The following is an 18,319-nucleotide window of genomic DNA, read 5'->3' as shown; positions in this document are numbered from 1 at the left end:
AATAAATTTTTGGATTGTTTGAATCTCAATTGACCTAGTTTAATTCAAGTAAAAGTCAGTTTCATAACATGCTATAGGACTTATAAACGGTTCTTAGTTCGCATCTTATTTCATGATTGTGGAAACTTGCCTATTCAATTATAAATTTCACGTTTTTAGGCAAGATTAACTAGTTTCATTTTCCCTATTCCTTATACTTTTTTGACCTAAAAACGCGCATTTGCCGCATTAGCAGGGGATTGCGTACAATTCACACAGTACTACCGTCAATAAAATAGCCCGTTGTGCATGGTGTGCGCAACGGGCTTTATTTTAAGAAGATTGGTGCTGCTTATTTTATTTCTTTGATCTTGATGTTTTTCCAGCGCACTTTGATGCCACCGCCGGAGTGGATCTGTAATGCAACCTGCCCTTCTTTGGCACCGATCTTTTCATCATCGAGTGTGATCATTTCCACACCATTGAGATAAGTGGTTACGTTGTTACCTTTCACCACCACCTTCATGGTATTCCATTCTCCCATTTTCAGGTTCTTATCTTTTTCCGCTGTGGGTTTGATCAACCAGCCACGGCCATAAGATTCATAGATACCACCGGTGTTGGAACCGGGAGGTGCTACTTCAGCCTGCCATCCGGATATTTTGGTGCCTTCCAGTGAAGAGTGGAAGAATACGCCGCTGTTGCCATTGGCTTCCTGTTTAAAATCAACGGTGAGTTCAAAATCCTTGAATGTTTTATCTGTGGCGAGGTAGCCGTATTCTTTATCCGGACCGCTTTCGCAGATCAGTTCACCTTTTTCAACATACCATTTTTCTGTTCCGTGGATCTTCCAACCATCGAGGTTTTTACCGTTGAACAGTTTTTGCTGCTTTTGTGCAAAGGCAGTGCTGACAGATAATAAGGTCAGCACAGCGAGTGTCATGATTCTTCTTTTCATACAACTGTAGCGTTTTTTAGTGGCTTGTAAGATAAATAAAAACGCCGCAATTTTTTGGTTGCGGCGTTTGAAAATATGTGTTCGAAATAATTATCTCGCAACGTTCACGGCTCTGCGTTCACGGATCACCGTTACTTTGATCTGGCCGGGATATTGCATTTCGTTCTGGATCTTATTGGCAATTTCAAAACTGAGGCGGTCTGCATCTCCATCTGTTACTTTTTCACTTTCCACAATCACGCGCAGTTCACGGCCTGCCTGGATAGCGTATGCTTTTTCAACACCATCATATGCCATGGCCAGGTTTTCGAGGTCTTTGATACGTTGCAGGTAACTTTGCATGATCTCACGGCGTGCACCAGGGCGGGCACCGCTGATAGCATCACAAGCCTGAACGATAGGAGAGATCACATAGGCCATTTCCATTTCATCGTGGTGTGCGCCGATAGCGTTTACGATGGCAGGATGTTCACCATATTTCTCTGCAAGTTTGGCACCTAATAATGCGTGGCTCAATTCAGTTTCTTCATCAGGCACTTTACCAATATCGTGCAGAAGACCTGCGCGTTTTGCCAGTTTGGGGTTGAGGCCCAGCTCTGCTGCCATCACGGCGCAGAGGTTAGCAGTTTCTTTGGAGTGCATCAGCAGGTTCTGGCCATAAGAAGAACGGAAGCGCATTTTACCTACCATGCGTACGAGTTCTTTATGTAAACCGTGAATACCAAGTTCAATTACAGTACGTTCACCGATCTCCATTACCTGCTCTTCCAGCTGACGTTTGGTTTTTTCCACTACTTCCTCAATACGGGCAGGGTGGATACGGCCATCCTGAACGAGGCGTTGCAGGCTGAGGCGTGCAATTTCACGGCGGAGTGGGTCGAAAGAAGAGAGTACGATGGCTTCAGGGGTATCGTCCACAATGAGGTCAACTCCGGTAGCAGCTTCAATGGCACGGATGTTACGGCCTTCCCTTCCGATGATCTGACCTTTTATTTCATCACTTTCCAGGTTGAATACGGTAATGGCATTCTCAATGGTCTGTTCTGCGGCGGTACGCTGAATAGATTGTATGATGATCTTTTTGGCTTCTTTGTTGGCTTTTGTTTTAGCGTCTTCGATGATCTCCTGGATGTGGCTGAGTGCCTGAGAGCGGGCTTCTTCCTTGAGGCTTTCCACCAGTTGGTGTTTGGCTTCTTCAGCAGTGAGCGCGGCTACTTTTTCGAGGCGGCGGATATGCTCTTCCTGGTGTTTTTCCAGTTCGGAGCGTTTGATGTTCACGAGTTCGATCTGACGGCCTAAATTTTCCTTAATTACTTCGTTTTCAGCAACTTGCTTTGCTATTTGCTCGTTTTTAAGGTTGAGGCTCAGTTCTTTTTGTTTAATGCGGTTTTCAGATTCTGCGATCTTCTGGGTACGCTGCATGGCTTCTTTGTCATGCTCCGACTTCATTTGCAGGTATTTCTCCTTGGCTTCCAGCAATTTATCTTTCTTAAGATTTTCGGCGGTGAGTTGTCCTTCTGAAATGATCCTCCTGGCCTGTTCTTCAGCTTCCTGGACTTTCTTCTGGGTATTTTTAGCAAAGATCACTTTCCCAAGCAGTATACCTATAACCAGAGCGGCGGCGCCCACTATTATAGCGATTGTCTCCATATTTCAATTAGATTTAAAAGTATTTATAATTAACGTCCCTGGCCCATTTCAGCGAATTGGGCGAAAGCCGACCCGCGAAAATAACAAAAAAAAGGCAGGAAAGTACCAGAGAGGTTGTGATAATGAATTATTTAGGAATTAAAGATGCACTGGTAACAGCTATTTCAGGTGCTCATCCAATAGATTGTCAAGGTGTTGCAGCTTTTCCCGGAGGAAAGGGGCTACTTCTGCCTGGGCTTTTCCGCCAATGGTGGCAGGGTGGGTGGCGTACATGATGAGGGCCATGGCAATATAATCCTGGATATCTTTTCCGGCGTAGGCGGCTTTGAACTCAATGATCTTGTCGTTCACTTCTTTCATGACCCTTCTTACGGCTTCTTCTTCTTCCGTGCGGATCTTGATGCGGTAAGTGCGGTCGGCTACAACTATATTAACGGGTATGAGTGTTTCCATTGTTAGTGACGTGTTGGTGTACTTTACAAATGTAATAAAAGCAAACGGTGTGGAAAGATTGATAGCAGGATTTTCATATTGATAAAGGCCCGCGCAAATATGTGCATATATTTACGTGCTAAAAAATTATTACTTACTAAACCAGATATTTGTGACGCGATCGGGAAATAACCGCAGGGCGAAGAAAGTTGTGCCAACTTCCAGCGCCAGTAATCTGTTTGATGATTACGAACAGGTAGCCAATTTACATGCTGTTTTGTTTACAGTAAAAGAAGATTTTGTAAAGGCGGGCATTACAAAGGCCCAGTTAACCCGTTTAAAGAATGTGCTGGGTGTTGACTACTTTACCTTAAGTGGGATGCTGGCTATTACGGAACGTACCATTCACATGAAAAAGGATGAAGAAACTTTCAGCCATATTATCAGCGACCGGCTGATGGCCATTGCCGAGCTGTATAGTTATGGTTATAAAGTCTTTGGCGAGCGGGAACGTTTCAACACTTGGATGAAATTGCCGAACAGGTATTTCCATGGCAGAACCCCGATTGAGTTAATGGATACACAAGGGGGAGCCAAAGAGGTAAAAGATGAAATTCGCCGTTTTGAGGTAGGCACATTCTGAAAATAACTATATTCAAGTATGCTTTTATATAGACTTAGCACAAAAGAATGGCAGGATGACCTCAACGGCGAAAGCGGCAGGCTGGTTGACAACTTTTGGACGAGCGCAGGGAATCCCTGCATATATGTACATAGTTCTGTGGCAAATTGCCTGATGGAAAACCGGATGTATTATACCACGGGAGAATTAAACCCCGATATGGTGATGATAGAATATGAGGTGCCGGAGGATAGCTTGCAGGTATTTGAAGAGGAGCAATTGCCGGAAGACTGGCGGAACGACAGGAAGCCGTCTATCGCCAGGAACTTTGGAACGCTGCGGCTGCAGGCCAGGGAAACATTGCTGTTGGCTTTCCCTTCAGTGATCATGACGGGCCAGCTGGTTTATCTCATTAACCCCATGCATCCCCTGATGAAAGAGGTGAGGATCACCCGCATCTTTAAACCCTTACATTAAGAATTCAACAGGGCAATACAGCGGTCAATTTCCTTAATATAATCATTGATCTTTCCCCGGACTTCTTTGCGGAAGGCGTCTTCGTCTTCTGATAAGTTGGCGCCCTGGGTAACAGTAGCTATCCGGTTGAGTTTTAATTTCTCATCCAGGGAGGCAATGTTTTCCTGTTGCCGGTTCAGTTCATTTTGCTGTTGGACAAGCTGCTCGCGCAGCATAACATTATCTGCCTGCGATTGCTGGAGTTTTTTCAACAGCTGTTGCAGCTTGTCTTCTATCCTTTGTATGTACTGTTCCAGTTCCATTATTTGCGGATCTCCGCCTGTAATTGGGTTTCGAAAGCTTTGATGAGTTTATTCATGAGGGCATCCGTTTCCTGGTCAGTCAGTGTTTTCTGTTTGTCCTGGAACGTGAAGCTCACGGCATATGATTTTTTACCTGCACCGAGTTTTTCACTTTCAAAAACGTCGAACAGGTTGATATGTTGCAACAGGGTGGTTTTCACCGAGCGTGCAGTAGTTTCCACGGCAGCAAAGTTCACCTGTTTATCCAGCACCAAAGCCAGGTCCCTGCGAACGGTAGGGAATTTGGTGATCTCTTCGTAGAAAGTATCTTTTGTTTGCAGCTGTTGCAGAATGGTACCCCAGTAGAAATCTGCATACCATACTGCCTGTTTGATATCAAATTCTTTCAGTTTCTGCGCATTTACACCACCTAAAACGGCTACCACTTTCCCATTCACGGTGATTTCAAATGCCGGCTCCAGGCCATGGACAGTGGCTGTTGCCATTTCCGCACCCTGTAATCCCAGTACCTGCAATATGTTCTGCACATACCCTTTAAGATAGTAGAAATCTACGGGCTGTGCTTTATGCATCCAGGTTTCCGGTAATTTCTGACCGGTGAGGTAGAGGCTCAGGTGCTCTGTTTCAGGATAATCGCCTACTGCCTCTTTACGGTATGTTTTACCGAATTCAAAGAACAGCAGATCATCGTTCCGCCTGTTCAGATTGTAAGCGATCCGCTCCAGGCCTGTTTCCAGCATGGATGGGCGCATCGTGTCCAGGTCCGCACTGAGGCTATTGATCATCTTCACCAGGCTATCCTGATCAAGGTGTTTATAATATTGACTGTTGGTGATGGAATTGGTGAAGATCTCTGAGAATCCGTTGCCGGCCAGGTATTCCGCCAGTTTTTCCTTCACACGCTCTTTGTCTGGCTGACTCTGGCGGGAAGGCACCATGTTAATGAATTCGGGGATGGGAATATTGTCCAGCCCGTCTATCCGCATCACTTCTTCCACGATATCAGCGGGAATGGTGATATCCGGTTTATGCAGGGGAACGGATACACGCAGATGGGCATCCGTTTCTGATTGTATGGTAAAACCAAGACTGCAGAGGATGTTTTTTACCTTTTCAGGTGCGTAAGTATGACCGCTGAGTTTGTTAATGTACTGGTAAGTAACATCGATGCTGGCCTGTTCAGAAGGAACGGGGTAAACATCTGCAACTTCAGATGCCGGGGCGCCGTGTGCGAGTTCGCCGATGAGGGCTACTGCACGTTCCAGGGCAAATGGTGCAAGGCCAATATCCACACCTTTTTCGAAACGAACGGCTGCGTCTGTACGAAGTCCGTGGCGTACGGATGTTTTGCGGATGCCGGTTGCGCTGAAATGGGCACTTTCCAGGAAAATGCTGCCGGTGCTGTCTTTCACGCCGGAATTGATGCCACCAAAAACACCAGCTATACAAAGCGGGGTGTTTTCCCCATCGCAGATCATGAGATCTCCTTCATCCAGTTTACGTTCTTTCCCGTCTAAACTCAGGAAAGGCGTGCCGGTAGGGAGGTTTTGTATCACCACTTTACCGCCTTTTATCTCAGCTGCATCAAATGCATGGAGGGGCTGGCCGGTTTCGTGGAGCACGTAGTTAGTGATGTCTACTATATTATTAATAGGGCGAACGCCGATAGCCTGTAATCTGTGTTGCATCCAGGCTGGGGACGGGCCTACTTTTACGCCGGTAATGGTTTGGCCGCAATAACGGGGACAGGCATCGTTGTTTTTCACTTCAACGCCTATCTGTAAAGCAGTAGCTGCTTTGGTGGCTGCGCTGATCCCTGGGCGGCGAACATGGTAGATCTGTGTATTTTCCTGGTTGTTGAGGAATGCACAAACGTCCCTGGCTACACCGATATGGCTCATGGCGTCCATATGGTTAGGGGTCAGGCCTATTTCGAAAACCCAGTCCTGCGCGGGCTGGAAGAGTTCACGGGCTGTTAAACCGGCCTGCAGGGAAGGATCCAGAACCAGGATGCCGTCATGACCTGTACCAAGGCCAATTTCATCTTCTGCGCAGATCATTCCGTTGCTTTCTTCTCCCCGGATCTTGGCCTTTTTCATGGTCATGGGTTCTCCGGAGGAGGGGTAAATGGTAGTGCCAATGGGCGCTACGATCACTTTTTGCCCTACAGCCACATTGGGTGCTCCGCAGACAATGCTGAGGGGTTCCCCGTTACCTATGTTAACTTTGGTGAGGCGTAATTTATCTGCATTGGGATGTTTTTCCACACTGAGCACTTCGCCTACAACGAGGCCCTCAAGGCTGCCTTTCACACTTTCAAAGCGCTCAAGGCTCTCTACTTCGAGACCTACAGCTGTGAGGATCACAGAAAGTTCATCCGGTGTGGGTTTTACCGGTAAATAATCACATAACCAATTGTACGAAATTGTCATTTGCTAGTCCTTGCCGGTACCCATAGTACCGTTTTAATTTTGTGAAAATCAATTATTTCCATCACATTTGCAGCCCCCAAGCGGTTGCAAATGTGCCGCGTAAAGTTAACAACTTCTGTTGTACGATCAGGGGGAAATTTACCAAATAAAATGGTGGAAATCTTTTTACACAAAATGTGTGAATAAGGCAGACCTTTACTATGGATTTTCTGCTGTTTCGGTGGATAACCAGGTACGAAAAGGTGGATAACTACCGTTTTGTTGTTGTATAACGTGTGCATTGTGCACGCATAAATTTTGTTCCGGAAGAAAAAGGTTTTGATGGAAAAGTCGGTTACCTTAGTTTTTCCGGCTTGAAAAAATTTACAATTTGTTAAAGATGGGTGAATGGGATCAGATGCAAAATAGTTGTAAATGTATAAAGGCACAGGGCCATCCAGTAACCATGATTTATTTCTTAACCTTATTAACGCACTAAATATAAATGGATCTCAATCTCAAGAAGGACCGAAATACACGTCGCAAGCCGGGTATTGACATTTCCACGATGGTCTATGGCAAAATCCCTCCCCAGGCCAAAGAATTAGAAGAAGCTGTATTGGGCGCGCTCATGTTAGAGAAGGGCGCATTTGATACGGTGATCGAGATCCTGAAACCGGAATGTTTTTATGTAGATGCCCACCAGAAGATCTTTGCGTGTATGCAAAGGCTGGCGGCGAAGTCTGTGCCTGTGGATATCCTCACGGTGGTGGAAGAGCTGAAATCTTCTGCAGACCTGGAGGCAGTGGGTGGCCCTTTCTTTGTTACCCGGCTGACCAATATGGTGGTATCTTCGGCTAATATTGAGGCGCATGCGCGTATCGTATTGCAGAAATTCATTCAGCGGGAGCTGATCCGCATTTCCGGAGAGATCATCAGCGAATCCTATGAGGATACGGCTGATGTGTTCGATCTGCTGGACCAGGCAGAATCCAAATTGTTTGAAATCACTAATAATCACCTCCGTAAGAACTATGATTCCATCGACCGCGTGTTGGTGAATACCCTCAAGCGTATTGAGGACCTGCGGAATAAAGGGGATGATATCACAGGGGTGCCTTCAGGTTTCCCCACATTGGATAAGATCACCTATGGCTTCCAGCCTTCTGACCTTATCATCATAGCGGCCCGTCCATCTGTGGGTAAAACGGCATTCGCGCTGAACCTTGCCAGGAATGCGGCTTTGCATCCCAAGTTCCCGAAAGGGGCTGTGGTGTTTTCGCTTGAGATGTCCAGCGGGCAGCTTGTTCAAAGGATCCTGGCTGCTGAGTCAGAGATCAAACTGGAAAAGATCACCCGGGGTAAACTGGAGGAGCATGAAATGCGGAAACTGATGACCCATGGTATTGAAAGACTGGCTAAAGCGCCCATCTTTATAGATGATACCCCTGGTCTGAACATCTTTGAATTAAGGGCCAAATGCCGCAGACTGGTACATAACCACGGAGTGGGCATCATCATCATCGACTACCTTCAATTGATGAGTGGTGGCGGTGCGGAAGGTAAAAACTCCAACCGGGAACAGGAGATCAGTAAGATCTCCCGAGACCTGAAAGGCCTCGCGAAAGAGTTGATGGTACCGGTAATTGCACTTTCCCAGTTGAGCCGGGATGTGGAGAAACGGAAAGATGGTAACAAAATGCCACAGTTGAGTGACCTTCGTGAATCTGGTGCGATCGAGCAGGATGCGGACATGGTAATGTTCCTTTACCGCCCTGAGTATTATGAGATCACCACCAATGAAATGGGAGAATCCAACAAAGGGGAAACACACGTAAGGATCGCGAAACACAGGAATGGTCAGTTGGATACCGTGAAGCTCAGAGCAGTACTGGAATACCAGCGTTTTGAAGATGACGGTCCTGTTGACGGCCCACCAAGTACAGGCGGCAATTCCTTTGCAGGCATGAAGAACCGCGGTGCAGGCGGAGAACATGACGAGGCTAAGATCTTCATTCAGAAAGGATCGAAGATGAATGATATGGATTTTGATGATGACGCATTCGGAGATGCTCCGTTCTAAACGGAACATTTTTTAAATAACGAAAGCCGGCATCATAACGATGACCGGCTTTTTTATGACCCAATTTTTGTGGTCCGGTTTTTAGACCCAAACCCAAAGCAATTACGGAAAACATGAAAAAGCTGTATACAAAATACAAACCCCATTATAAGGACAATTTTCATTTAGCCTACCCCGTGGTGATCTCGCAGTTAGGGCATACACTGGTAGGATTGAGCGATAGTATCATTATCGGCCATACAGGTAAAGTACCTCTGGCTGCGGTAGCATTGGGAACAAGCCTGTTCACCATTTTTATGGTAACAGGTATTGGCATCTCTTATGGTCTTACACCCTTGATCGCACAGGAGAATGGACGTGGCAACCGCAGTATCTGCGGGCGTTTGCTGGCACATAGTTTTGTGATCAATATGATCACGGGCATTGTGTTGTTTGGTTTGATCCTGCTTACAGCGCATAACCTCTTCCGGATGGACCAGTCGCCAGACGTGGCTGCGCAGGCGAAAGTATTTTTACAGTACCTCGCGTACTCTTTTATTCCGCTGATGGTGTTCCTTACTTTCAAGCAATTCGCGGAAGGGTTGGGCTTTACAAAGCAAGCCATGAATATCAGTATACTTGGGAATGTCCTCAATATAGTATTGGGCATCACATTGGTATACGGTTTTGACATGGGGATTGTGGGAGTAGGTATTGCCACTTTCACAGACCGTTTGCTGATGGGTATCACCATGGCCTGGTATGTTTTGCGTTCCCAGCGATTTAAAGAATACCTGCAAACCTTTAACCTGCGGGAGATCCAGGCGGCTACGCTGAAGAAGATAGCAGGCATGGGTGTTCCCGTGGCTTTGCAATATGTTTTTGAAGTGAGTGCTTTCAGCGGGGCAGCGATCATGGTGGGCTGGATAGGCCCTGCGGAACTAGCTGCACATCAGATTGCGCTGAGCCTGGCAGCCATGACTTATATGATGGCGAGTGGGATTTCAGCCGCAGCGGGCATCCGCAGTGGTAATAATTTAGGCCGGGGCAATTTTATGGAGCTACGCAGATCTGCCATTGCCAGTTACCATATGGTATTGGTGCTGATGGGTTGTGCTGCTGTATTCTTCATGGTGTTCAAACAAATACTGCCTTCTTTTTATATACAGGATCCCACTGTGATACATATTGCATCTGGCTTGCTGGTGATCGCTGCTTTCTTCCAGTTATTTGATGGTACCCAGGTAGTGGGATTGGGGGTGTTAAGAGGTTTGGGAGATGTAAAAGCACCCACCATTATTACCATGCTGGCCTACTGGGGATTGGGTATTCCGGTAGGTTATGTATTAGGCATCAAACTGAATTACGGGGTGTATGGGGTTTGGTGGGGATTGCTGCTGGGTTTGCTGGTAGCTTCCGTTTTACTCTTCTTCCGTTTTCAATCTATTACCCGCAGATTGGAACAACAACAGGAAAAGGTATAATTTTACAGGATGGAGTTACCGGTATTTTACGCAAAAGATCTTTCCTCCGGCCAGGGGTTTTATACCATGGATGAACCAACATCCAAGTATTGCATCCAGGTATTGCGCAATGAAAAAGGAGATAAAGTGTTGCTGGCAGATGGCAAAGGCACCCGTTATGAAGCAGTGATCACAGACGATCACCGGAAAAAATGCGTGGTACAGATCAGTGGGGAAACTGCTATGCCGGTGCCGGTACCGCATTTGCGTATAGCCATTGCTTTTACAAAGAATACTTCCCGTATGGAATGGTTCCTGGAAAAAGCCGTTGAGATCGGTATCGGCGGGATCATTCCTTTACTCACACAACGAACAGAAAAAGAAAAGTTCAAGGCAGAGCGCCTGGAAAATATACTGGTATCCGCCATGCTGCAATCCAAACAATGGTATTTACCCGTATTGACGGAACCAATGCCTTTTGACAAAGCATTAGCTGCTGCCGGACAAAAGCTGATCGCGCATTGCCTGCCGGATGAAAAGCAACATTTGCTGGACACCATGCTCCCCGGCAAGGATACTTTATTGCTGATAGGCCCCGAAGGTGATTTTACCCCCGAAGAGGTAACAAAAGCATTGGAAAAGGGATGTTTGCCTGTATCATTAGGGGATACCCGTTTAAGAACAGAAACGGCCGGGGTGGTGGGTGGTACTTTGATGGCGGCGGTCAATAGGGCAGATACTAAATTATCATAAGGGCCAGGTATAGGCTGGGCGAACACGTAACAAACCTGTCTTATAGGATGGCCCTTTCTTTATATTGATAAAATACTACCAGGCCTACTGACATCTGCTGACACTTTTTTCAAAATTTATCCGCTATAACTCAATGCTATCGGGCATCTAACGCTAATCCTTCGATGATCCTCCGAAGGTGTTCAATACCCGCAAGGGTTTGAGGGTGTTTCATCGAAGGATCAGCGAAGGATCACAGAAGGATGGTCGAAAGAATGCCCTTTTTTATTTCTTTTCTACCTGATCTAATTTTGGCTCCCTCAGTTCCACAGGCGGCAGTGTTTTCTTCCTCATCCTCATATTCAGCAATTCTACTGCAAAAGAGAAGGCCATGGCAAAGTATACATAGTTCTTCAGGTGAAGGTCATGTACCGCTTTGGGATTCCATCCTTCTATGAGCAGAATACCGCCCACCATGATCAGGAAAGACAGGGCCAGCATTTTAAGGGTAGGATGTTTGTGAATGAAATTGCTGATCCTGGGTGCAAAGGAGAACATAACGAACATCGCAATTACCACTGCTACTATCATGATCTCAATATGTTTGGCCAGCCCTACGGCTGTGATGATGCTGTCGAACGAAAACACCAGGTCTATGATGATGATCTGGCCTACCACATTGGCAAGGGTGGCTGTACCTCCTTTGGCTTTGGGGCCGGTTTCATCTTCTCCTTCCAGTTTATGGTGTATTTCCAGGGTGGTTTTAACCAGCAGGAATAAACCTCCGGCCAGCATAATGAGGTCGCGCAGGCTGATACCTTTTGCCCCGATATAGAATAAAGGGTTTACGGCTCTTACGATGTAACCTATAAATAAAAGGAGTATCACGCGAACGGCTATACCCGTGAACATCCAGATGCGCCTGGCCTGATTCCTTTTGTGTTCAGGCAAGCGGTTCATAACGATGGAAACAAAAATAACGTTGTCTATCCCCAGCACTATTTCCATTAAGGTTAAAGTGAAGAGGCTGATAAGGGCATCAGCGGTTAATAGTTCCTGCATGCTATATGTTTATGATTGAGTTAAACCCTGGCAGATCTTTTTCACGATGGAAGGGCCTTCATAGATAAAACCGGTATATACCTGTACCAGAGAAGCTCCTGCATCCAGTTTTTCCTGCGCATCTGCTGCGGTGAAAATACCTCCTACGGCAATAATAGGGATTTTTCCGCCGGAATGCTGATGAATATAACGGATCACCTCCGTGGCCTTTTGTTTTACGGGTAAACCGCTGAGGCCACCGGCACCGATCTTTTGCAGTGTGGCATCATCTGTTTGCAGGTCCTCACGGCTGATGGTGGTATTGGTGGCAACAATGCCTGCCAGGCCGGTTTCCTGCACTATTTCTATGATATCATCCAATTGCTCCGTAGTAAGGTCCGGCGCAATTTTGAGGAGGATGGGTTTGGGCTTTTTCTTTTGCGCATTGAGTGTTTGCAGGTGATGCAACAGTTGCTTGAGTGGTTCTTTCTCCTGCAATGCCCTCAGGCCCGGAGTATTGGGAGAACTTACATTCACCACAAAATAATCCACCCCATCAAAGAGCGCATGGAAACATTTTTCGTAATCGCTTACGGCTTCTTCGTTGGGCGTTAATTTATTCTTACCAATGTTACCACCTATGATAATATTGGAGCGGCGTTTTAATAATCTCCTGGCGGCAGAGGGCGCTCCTTCATTATTAAAGCCCATGCGGTTGATCAGCGCTTTGTCTTCCGGCAGGCGGAATAACCTTGGCTGATCGTTGCCGGGTTGCGGGAGTGGGGTAACGGTACCTATTTCCACAAAACCGAAGCCAAGATGTGCCAGTTCGTCGATGAACCGGGCATCCTTATCGAATCCTGCGGCAAGGCCTACAGGGTTTTTAAAGGTCAATCCCCAAAGGGTGCGTTCCAGCCCGCTGTTTTTGGGCTGGCAGAATGCGTCCAGCACATTTTTGCCAAAGGGCAGTGCATTGATCACTTTAAGTCCCCGCATTACTCCGTAGTGTATACTTTCCGGGGGAAAATTGAAAAGTATTTTTCTAATAAAGCCGTACATGTGGGGCAAAGATATAAAATCGGAGAGAATCGCTATTTGGTTAATCAGCGGTAGCCACATATTTTTGCCCACGTTATAATATGTTGGAGCTCCATACTTTCGAAAGAATTTTTAAAGAGCACCATACTCATTGCCTGGCATTCGCCACCCATTATATTGGTGATCCCTATGAGGCAGAAGAGGTAGTGCAGCTTGTTTTTTCCCAGCTTTGGGAAAAGCGGGCAAGCATTGCCATACAGGGTTCCGAGCGTTCTTATCTCTTTTCTGCTATCCGGAATACGGCTATCAGCCAATGGCGAAAGCAGAATGTACGGTCCGAAAGGGAAAATTCCTTTGGCCAGATGCAGGAAACGGAGGTGCATCTTTCCCTGCAGGCGCGGGAGTTGGAAAATAAACTGGAGGCGGCACTCGAAAAGTTGCCGGAACGTTGCCGGGAAGTTTTTGTGCTCAGCCGGAAACAGCAGTTAAAATATGCCGAGATAGCCAGTGTGATGAATATTTCCGTTAAAACTGTTGAAAATCAAATGGGTAAGGCCCTCAAGATCCTCCACCAGGAGCTGAAGGAGTACCTGAATCTTTTTTTATAATGGGGGTAAGACGATATTAGATGCGTCCTCTTCCCGAAACTGATTAACATTACAACTGTTCATGGGCATTTTGCAACCTGATGAGGCTATATATTCCTTGCTGTGCAAGTATCTGCTGAATGAAGCGGATGCTGTAGAGCGCCAATGGGTGGAAACCTGGCGGAAGGAAGATCCTGCGAATGAAGAAATTCTTTCTTCCATACGCAGGATGCTGGATGCATTGCGCCCCGTGGGGAATATCCCCGGGCTGGATACAGAATCCAGCTGGCAACGGTTGAAAACTACTATCGGGGTTGAAGAACCACGGGTGCGTAAAATGCATTGGATGCTGAAAGTGGCAGCGGTGCTGGTATTGGCGCTTGGCGTTGGGCTGTTTTTTCTAAAGCCGGCAAAAGAGCAGGTTTTTGCTGGTGCACAACAAGCGGAATTGAAAGATGGCAGCCGGGTAAGCATGGAAAGTAATGCAGAGATGCACCTTGCAAAAGGGTTCGGGAAAGTGGAACGCCGGGTACATTTTACCGGTAAAGCCCATTTTGATATTGCGCAGAATGCAGAACATCCTTTTGTAATTGTATTGGGCCATACGGAAATAAAAGTACTGGGTACCCGTTTTATGGTTGACTTCAAACCGCAGGACAGTTCCCTGGTGGTACTGGTGAACAGCGGAAAGATCATGGTAACGGACCTGGATAAAAAGGATAGTGTGATATTGACCCCGGGAATGATCTTACGCCGCGATCAGCAAAAGGAGCCTTTTGCCGTGGCAGAAAATGTGCAGGACCTCAACCGGCGGCAACTGGTGTTTAGTAACGTACCTTTGGAGAAAGTGATAAAGACCATTGAGGTGGTGTATGGGGTGGAAGTGGAAATAACGGATGCAACCCTCCTGGAAAAAGCGGTGACGGCAAACTTTGAAAACGAGCCTATCGATAATGTTCTGGCAACCATTGCTTTCATCACTAACACAGCGGTTGAGAAAACCGTACAGGGCTATTCCATCAAATAAACCTAACTAAAAAAACTACTATAACATGTCATTGGCCAGGAAAATCCTGCTGGGATTCCTATTTGTCGTTATCCCTATGCAGGTTTTGGCGTGGAATTGGCGCACAAAAATTTCTTTAAGGCTCAATAACCAACCCCTGTCTGCCGCATGTGAGATCATAGAAAAGGAATATGGCATTCACTTTTCGTACAGCCGGGATGTTGTTAAAATGAACCGGCTTGTATCACTCAACGCAAAGGAGATGACACTCCGCCGTGTGTTAGATCTTCTCTTTACAGAAAACGGCATTCAATATAAACGTATCGGAGATCAGCTGGTACTCACCGTAAAACAAAGCAATACCCGCACCATCAGTGGTTTTGTGGAAGATGCACGCACGGGATAAAAACTGATCGGTGCTACTGTGTACTTCCCCAAATTACAGGTAGGTACTACTACCAATCAATACGGATTTTACAGTCTTACCACAGCAAAGGATACCATGAGCTTAATGGTCACCTATGTTAGTTATTCGCCCATGAGCATTCCGTTGAAAGATGATGTGAATAAACAGATGAACATCAAACTTTCTCCCATTAATACTTTGCAGGAAGTGGAAATTACGGACCAGCATCTTCCTCCCTTACAGGAACAAACGCAGATGAGTAAAGTAGGGATGCCGGTTGCGCAGGTAAAAGCCATGCCACGCATGTTGGGAGAAACAGATGTGCTCCGTACCATACAGGCCATGCCGGGAGTGGGAGGAGGTATGGAAGGAACCAGTGGTATTCATGTACGCGGGGGCAGTCCTGATCAGAACCTGATCTTATTGGATGGTACACCGGTATACAATTCCACGCATCTCTTCGGTTTGTTTTCCGTATTTAATCCTGATATCATTAAGAACGTAGACCTCTACAAAGGTGCATTCCCTGCTCGTTACGGCGGCAGGTTATCTTCTGTGGTGGATATTTCCATGAAAGATGGTGACATGCATGGTTATCATGGGGAGTTTTCACTTGGATTAATTGCTTCCCGTATAATGATAGAAGGCCCCATCATCAAAGGCAAAACTTCTTTTATTATAACAGGCCGCCGTACCTATGCAGATCTGCTGGCACAGGATGCAGCCATAGAAGGACTGAAATTAGGAGATAGTGGTGAATTCTGGGCTTATTTTTTTGATGCCAATGCCAAGATCAATCATATCTTTTCTCCCAAAGACCGGCTCTTTTTAAGCGCTTATGGCGGAAGGGACAATATGCGGGTGAAGCGGGACAGAGGATTTGATTCCCTGAACGGTGCCGCCAAACGTTATCATGAAAGAATGAACTTTGCGCTGGGATGGGGCAACCAGGCTTATTCCCTTCGCTGGAACCATATTTATAATCCCAAGTTGTTTTCCAACGTTACCATAAATTATTCGCAGTTCCTGTTTGATACAGAATATGAGTATAGATATGAAGCACAGAATGCGATCACGGAATCGGACAGTATGTATGGGCGTTACTTTTCCAAAGTACAGAACGCAGGTGCTAAAATAGATTTTGAGTTCCGGCCCAATCCTATACACACATTGCGTTTTGGGGCACAAGCCACCTGGCATATTTTTCAGCCCGGTATTACCCGGTTCATGAATATTTCAGATTCAACGCGGCTCACGGACACTGCTTATAATAACACGACCAACAAAGGAGTGGAGCTTTCTTTGTATTGGGAAGATGATTTTAAAATAGCAGATTCCATGTACCTCAACCTGGGTACACATGCATCTTCTTTCCTCGTTTCCGGCAGGTCATATATTTCCGTACAACCCAGGCTGGGCTTCCGTTACCTGCTGCCGCGCAAGTGGGCTTTCAAGTTGTCCTACACCAGCATGACGCAATATATTCACCTGCTCACCAATAATGCCACCTTTCTGCCAACCGATCTTTGGGTGGCGACTACTAAAAAAGTACCGCCCATGTTTTCCAACCAGTTCGCCATTGGTTTAGCGAAAACATCCAACAATAATATGTTTGAAATGTCGATGGAGTTATACGCGAAAACGATGCAGAACGTGATAGAATACCAGGAAACGGCGGACAACTTTCAATCTGCCACCAATAGCTGGGAAGACAATGTGGTGGTGGGCCGTGGCTGGAGTTATGGTTCAGAGTTCCTGCTACAGAAAAAGAGAGGAAAGTTAAAAGGATGGATCGGTTACACGCTGGCATGGTCTGAACGTGCATTCCCCAATGTGAATAATGGTGCCGTGTTCCCTTATAAATATGATCGCCGGCATGATATAGAAGTAGTGCTCACACAGCAACTGGGAAAAAGATGGGAGCTTTCTGCTCAATGGGAATTTGCAACGGGTGCTCCTTTAACCTTACCCTCCGGCAGTTATGAAAGGATCATGGACCCATCGCCGCATCTGCCGCCTACTACAGTAGATCCAAGGGATGTAGACCTGATCGGGAACCGCAACACATTACGCATGGAAAACACACACCGGCTGGATATCGGTGCTACGCATACCAAGGAGCGGAAAGGTGTTCGTTACATCCTGAATATTAGTCTTTATAACGTATACAACCAGAAGAATCCTTTCTTCTATACTTATAAAAGGAATGAAGAAACACTTAAGCGGGAGCTGACGAAGTTTAGCATTTTGCCCATTTTGCCCAGTATTTCTTACGCCATAAAGTTTTGATATGAAAAGATGGATGTTGTTATTGATGGTAGCTGCAACGGCCTGTGAAAAGGTAGTAGAGATGGATGTTCCTTATGATGGGGACAGGATTGTGGTGAATTCGTTTATTCAGCCGGACAGTGCTGTGTATATCCGTGTTACGCGTTCGCAACCTCCCGGAGGGGCCGTGTTCCCCGAAATCCCAAATGCGGATGTAAGCCTGATGGCAGGTAGTACAAAACTTCCTTTGCAATGGCAGGTGATCAACGGGAAAGGATATTTTGTATCGCAAACACCTGCACCGAAAAATGTGGAATACAATATTAAAGTGACCGCGGCAGGGCTGGATACTGTTACTGCCAAAGATACTTTGCCCCGGCAACCGCAGATCAGTGAGCCCTTTGGGCAGGCAGGCGGTAACCGGGTAAAGTTTGTGCTGAAAGATCTGCCGGGATGGGATGCTTATCAGTTCCGTTTATACAGAGGCGTTATGTCGCCCGCCAACCAGGTAGTATTGAGTGAACGTTTGCTGTACCGTTTCGATCCTTCCTACAATAATAACTTTACAGACCTGATCGCAGAGAATTATCGGGAAGTGAATTTCATTGCAGATCAACGTTTTGATGGCAGTGAAATTACAGTGGTGATGCAAACGAAGAATGTGAATGTAAAAGGGGAAATTCTCATCCTGGAAGTAACCGGGCTTACGCAGGATGCCTTTAAATATTATAAAACACTGGAACTGCAAACCACCAATGACGGTAATCCGCTGGTAGATCTGAACCGTGTGCATAGCAATGTGAACAAGGGGTATGGGATCCTGGCAGGGGTAAATGCAGCCCGTTTGCAGCTGGAGATCAAATAATCCGGTTGATACAACTTCTT

General features: G+C 46.3%; 17 protein-coding genes. 10 read left to right on the top strand and 7 right to left on the bottom strand.

What is annotated here, in order from left to right; translation table 11 throughout:
* Positions 1–331: 331 nt before the first annotated feature.
* From AAHN97_RS20815 to AAHN97_RS20805, 3 genes are all read right to left on the bottom strand, one after another.
* Entirely contained in the window at positions 332–937 is a 606-nt protein-coding gene (locus tag AAHN97_RS20815; RefSeq protein ID WP_343304015.1) for a 3-keto-disaccharide hydrolase, read from the bottom strand.
* A gap of 90 nt (positions 938–1,027) precedes the next feature.
* Positions 1,028–2,587 carry a ribonuclease Y gene (gene rny, locus AAHN97_RS20810; RefSeq protein ID WP_343304014.1) on the bottom strand — a complete coding sequence of 520 codons (1,560 nt, stop codon included), beginning with the start codon at positions 2,585–2,587 and terminating at the stop codon, positions 1,028–1,030.
* 159 nt (positions 2,588–2,746) lie between these two features.
* A complete protein-coding gene (locus AAHN97_RS20805) occupies positions 2,747–3,040 on the bottom strand; it encodes a cell division protein ZapA (RefSeq protein ID WP_343304013.1) in 294 nt (97 codons plus the stop codon).
* 151 nt (positions 3,041–3,191) lie between these two features.
* Here AAHN97_RS20805 and parS point away from each other — a divergent pair, with 151 nt between their 5' ends.
* Both parS and AAHN97_RS20795 read left to right on the top strand, forming a co-directional pair.
* On the top strand, positions 3,192–3,662 hold the full coding sequence (parS, locus tag AAHN97_RS20800) for a type II RES/Xre toxin-antitoxin system antitoxin (protein WP_343304012.1): 471 nt from the start codon (positions 3,192–3,194) through the stop codon (positions 3,660–3,662).
* A gap of 18 nt (positions 3,663–3,680) precedes the next feature.
* A complete protein-coding gene (locus AAHN97_RS20795; protein ID WP_343304011.1) occupies positions 3,681–4,118 on the top strand; it encodes an RES family NAD+ phosphorylase in 438 nt (145 codons plus the stop codon).
* Here AAHN97_RS20795 and AAHN97_RS20790 read toward each other — a convergent pair.
* The gene (locus tag AAHN97_RS20790) at positions 4,115–4,420 is read right to left on the bottom strand and encodes a hypothetical protein (protein WP_343304010.1); all 306 of its coding nucleotides are present in this window, start codon (positions 4,418–4,420) and stop codon (positions 4,115–4,117) included. The genes AAHN97_RS20795 and AAHN97_RS20790 overlap by 4 nt on opposite strands.
* On the bottom strand, positions 4,420–6,852 hold the full coding sequence (gene pheT / locus AAHN97_RS20785) for a phenylalanine--tRNA ligase subunit beta (protein WP_343304009.1): 2,433 nt from the start codon (positions 6,850–6,852) through the stop codon (positions 4,420–4,422). Before pheT ends, AAHN97_RS20790 begins: the two co-directional genes overlap by 1 nt.
* Positions 6,853–7,336: 484 nt before the next feature.
* On the opposite strand from pheT, the gene dnaB reads away from it, so the two are divergent.
* The 3 genes from dnaB (at position 7,337) to AAHN97_RS20770 (ending at position 11,109) form a co-directional block, all read left to right on the top strand.
* A complete protein-coding gene (gene dnaB / locus AAHN97_RS20780; protein WP_343304008.1) occupies positions 7,337–8,914 on the top strand; it encodes a replicative DNA helicase in 1,578 nt (525 codons plus the stop codon).
* Positions 8,915–9,027: 113 nt separating this feature from the next.
* On the top strand, positions 9,028–10,377 hold the full coding sequence (locus AAHN97_RS20775; protein WP_343304007.1) for an MATE family efflux transporter: 1,350 nt from the start codon (positions 9,028–9,030) through the stop codon (positions 10,375–10,377).
* 9 nt (positions 10,378–10,386) lie between these two features.
* Positions 10,387–11,109: an RsmE family RNA methyltransferase gene (locus tag AAHN97_RS20770; RefSeq protein ID WP_343304006.1), complete on the top strand. Its 723-nt coding sequence runs from the start codon at positions 10,387–10,389 to the stop codon at positions 11,107–11,109.
* Positions 11,110–11,373: 264 nt separating this feature from the next.
* Here AAHN97_RS20770 and AAHN97_RS20765 read toward each other — a convergent pair whose 3' ends face one another.
* A complete protein-coding gene (locus AAHN97_RS20765; RefSeq protein WP_343304005.1) occupies positions 11,374–12,150 on the bottom strand; it encodes a TerC family protein in 777 nt (258 codons plus the stop codon).
* Between the two features lie 9 nt (positions 12,151–12,159).
* Positions 12,160–13,188, bottom strand: coding sequence for a quinone-dependent dihydroorotate dehydrogenase (locus tag AAHN97_RS20760; protein WP_343304004.1), 1,029 nt, complete (start codon positions 13,186–13,188; stop codon positions 12,160–12,162).
* 80 nt (positions 13,189–13,268) lie between these two features.
* Between AAHN97_RS20760 and AAHN97_RS20755 the strand changes: the two genes are divergently transcribed.
* The 5 genes from AAHN97_RS20755 (at position 13,269) to AAHN97_RS20735 (ending at position 18,299) form a co-directional block, all read left to right on the top strand.
* Positions 13,269–13,775: an RNA polymerase sigma-70 factor gene (locus AAHN97_RS20755; RefSeq protein WP_343304003.1), complete on the top strand. Its 507-nt coding sequence runs from the start codon at positions 13,269–13,271 to the stop codon at positions 13,773–13,775.
* A 61-nt stretch (positions 13,776–13,836) separates the two neighbouring features.
* A complete protein-coding gene (locus tag AAHN97_RS20750; RefSeq protein WP_343304002.1) occupies positions 13,837–14,781 on the top strand; it encodes a FecR domain-containing protein in 945 nt (314 codons plus the stop codon).
* Positions 14,782–14,866: 85 nt separating this feature from the next.
* Positions 14,867–15,166: an STN domain-containing protein gene (locus AAHN97_RS20745; protein WP_343304001.1), complete on the top strand. Its 300-nt coding sequence runs from the start codon at positions 14,867–14,869 to the stop codon at positions 15,164–15,166.
* A 3-nt stretch (positions 15,167–15,169) separates the two neighbouring features.
* Positions 15,170–17,455, top strand: a complete 2,286-nt coding sequence (locus tag AAHN97_RS20740; protein WP_343308279.1) for a TonB-dependent receptor — start codon at positions 15,170–15,172, stop codon at positions 17,453–17,455.
* A gap of 1 nt (position 17,456) precedes the next feature.
* Positions 17,457–18,299, top strand: coding sequence for a DUF4249 domain-containing protein (locus AAHN97_RS20735; protein ID WP_343304000.1), 843 nt, complete (start codon positions 17,457–17,459; stop codon positions 18,297–18,299).
* Positions 18,300–18,319 lie beyond the last annotated feature (20 nt).

The organism is Chitinophaga niabensis (assembly GCF_039545795.1).
Taxonomy (GTDB): Bacteria; Bacteroidota; Bacteroidia; order Chitinophagales; family Chitinophagaceae; genus Chitinophaga; species Chitinophaga niabensis_B.
The sequence above is the reverse complement of the archived record's forward strand: the minus strand, read 5'-3'. Positions and strand labels throughout refer to the sequence as shown.

Excerpts from the sequence above, each read along its gene's own strand:
- AAHN97_RS20775 (WP_343304007.1), top strand. The coding sequence starts at position 9,028 with ATGAAAAAGCTGTATACAAAATACAAACCCCATTATAAGGACAATTTT.
- AAHN97_RS20770 (WP_343304006.1), top strand. The coding sequence starts at position 10,387 with ATGGAGTTACCGGTATTTTACGCAAAAGATCTTTCCTCCGGCCAGGGG.
- dnaB (WP_343304008.1), top strand. The coding sequence starts at position 7,337 with ATGGATCTCAATCTCAAGAAGGACCGAAATACACGTCGCAAGCCGGGT.
- AAHN97_RS20765 (WP_343304005.1), bottom strand. The coding sequence starts at position 12,150 with ATGCAGGAACTATTAACCGCTGATGCCCTTATCAGCCTCTTCACTTTA.
- rny (WP_343304014.1), bottom strand. The coding sequence starts at position 2,587 with ATGGAGACAATCGCTATAATAGTGGGCGCCGCCGCTCTGGTTATAGGT.
- AAHN97_RS20790 (WP_343304010.1), bottom strand. The coding sequence starts at position 4,420 with ATGGAACTGGAACAGTACATACAAAGGATAGAAGACAAGCTGCAACAG.
- AAHN97_RS20795 (WP_343304011.1), top strand. The coding sequence starts at position 3,681 with ATGCTTTTATATAGACTTAGCACAAAAGAATGGCAGGATGACCTCAAC.
- AAHN97_RS20760 (WP_343304004.1), bottom strand. The coding sequence starts at position 13,188 with ATGTACGGCTTTATTAGAAAAATACTTTTCAATTTTCCCCCGGAAAGT.
- AAHN97_RS20735 (WP_343304000.1), top strand. The coding sequence starts at position 17,457 with ATGAAAAGATGGATGTTGTTATTGATGGTAGCTGCAACGGCCTGTGAA.
- AAHN97_RS20805 (WP_343304013.1), bottom strand. The coding sequence starts at position 3,040 with ATGGAAACACTCATACCCGTTAATATAGTTGTAGCCGACCGCACTTAC.
- AAHN97_RS20750 (WP_343304002.1), top strand. The coding sequence starts at position 13,837 with ATGGGCATTTTGCAACCTGATGAGGCTATATATTCCTTGCTGTGCAAG.
- pheT (WP_343304009.1), bottom strand. The coding sequence starts at position 6,852 with ATGACAATTTCGTACAATTGGTTATGTGATTATTTACCGGTAAAACCC.
- AAHN97_RS20815 (WP_343304015.1), bottom strand. The coding sequence starts at position 937 with ATGAAAAGAAGAATCATGACACTCGCTGTGCTGACCTTATTATCTGTC.
- AAHN97_RS20755 (WP_343304003.1), top strand. The coding sequence starts at position 13,269 with ATGTTGGAGCTCCATACTTTCGAAAGAATTTTTAAAGAGCACCATACT.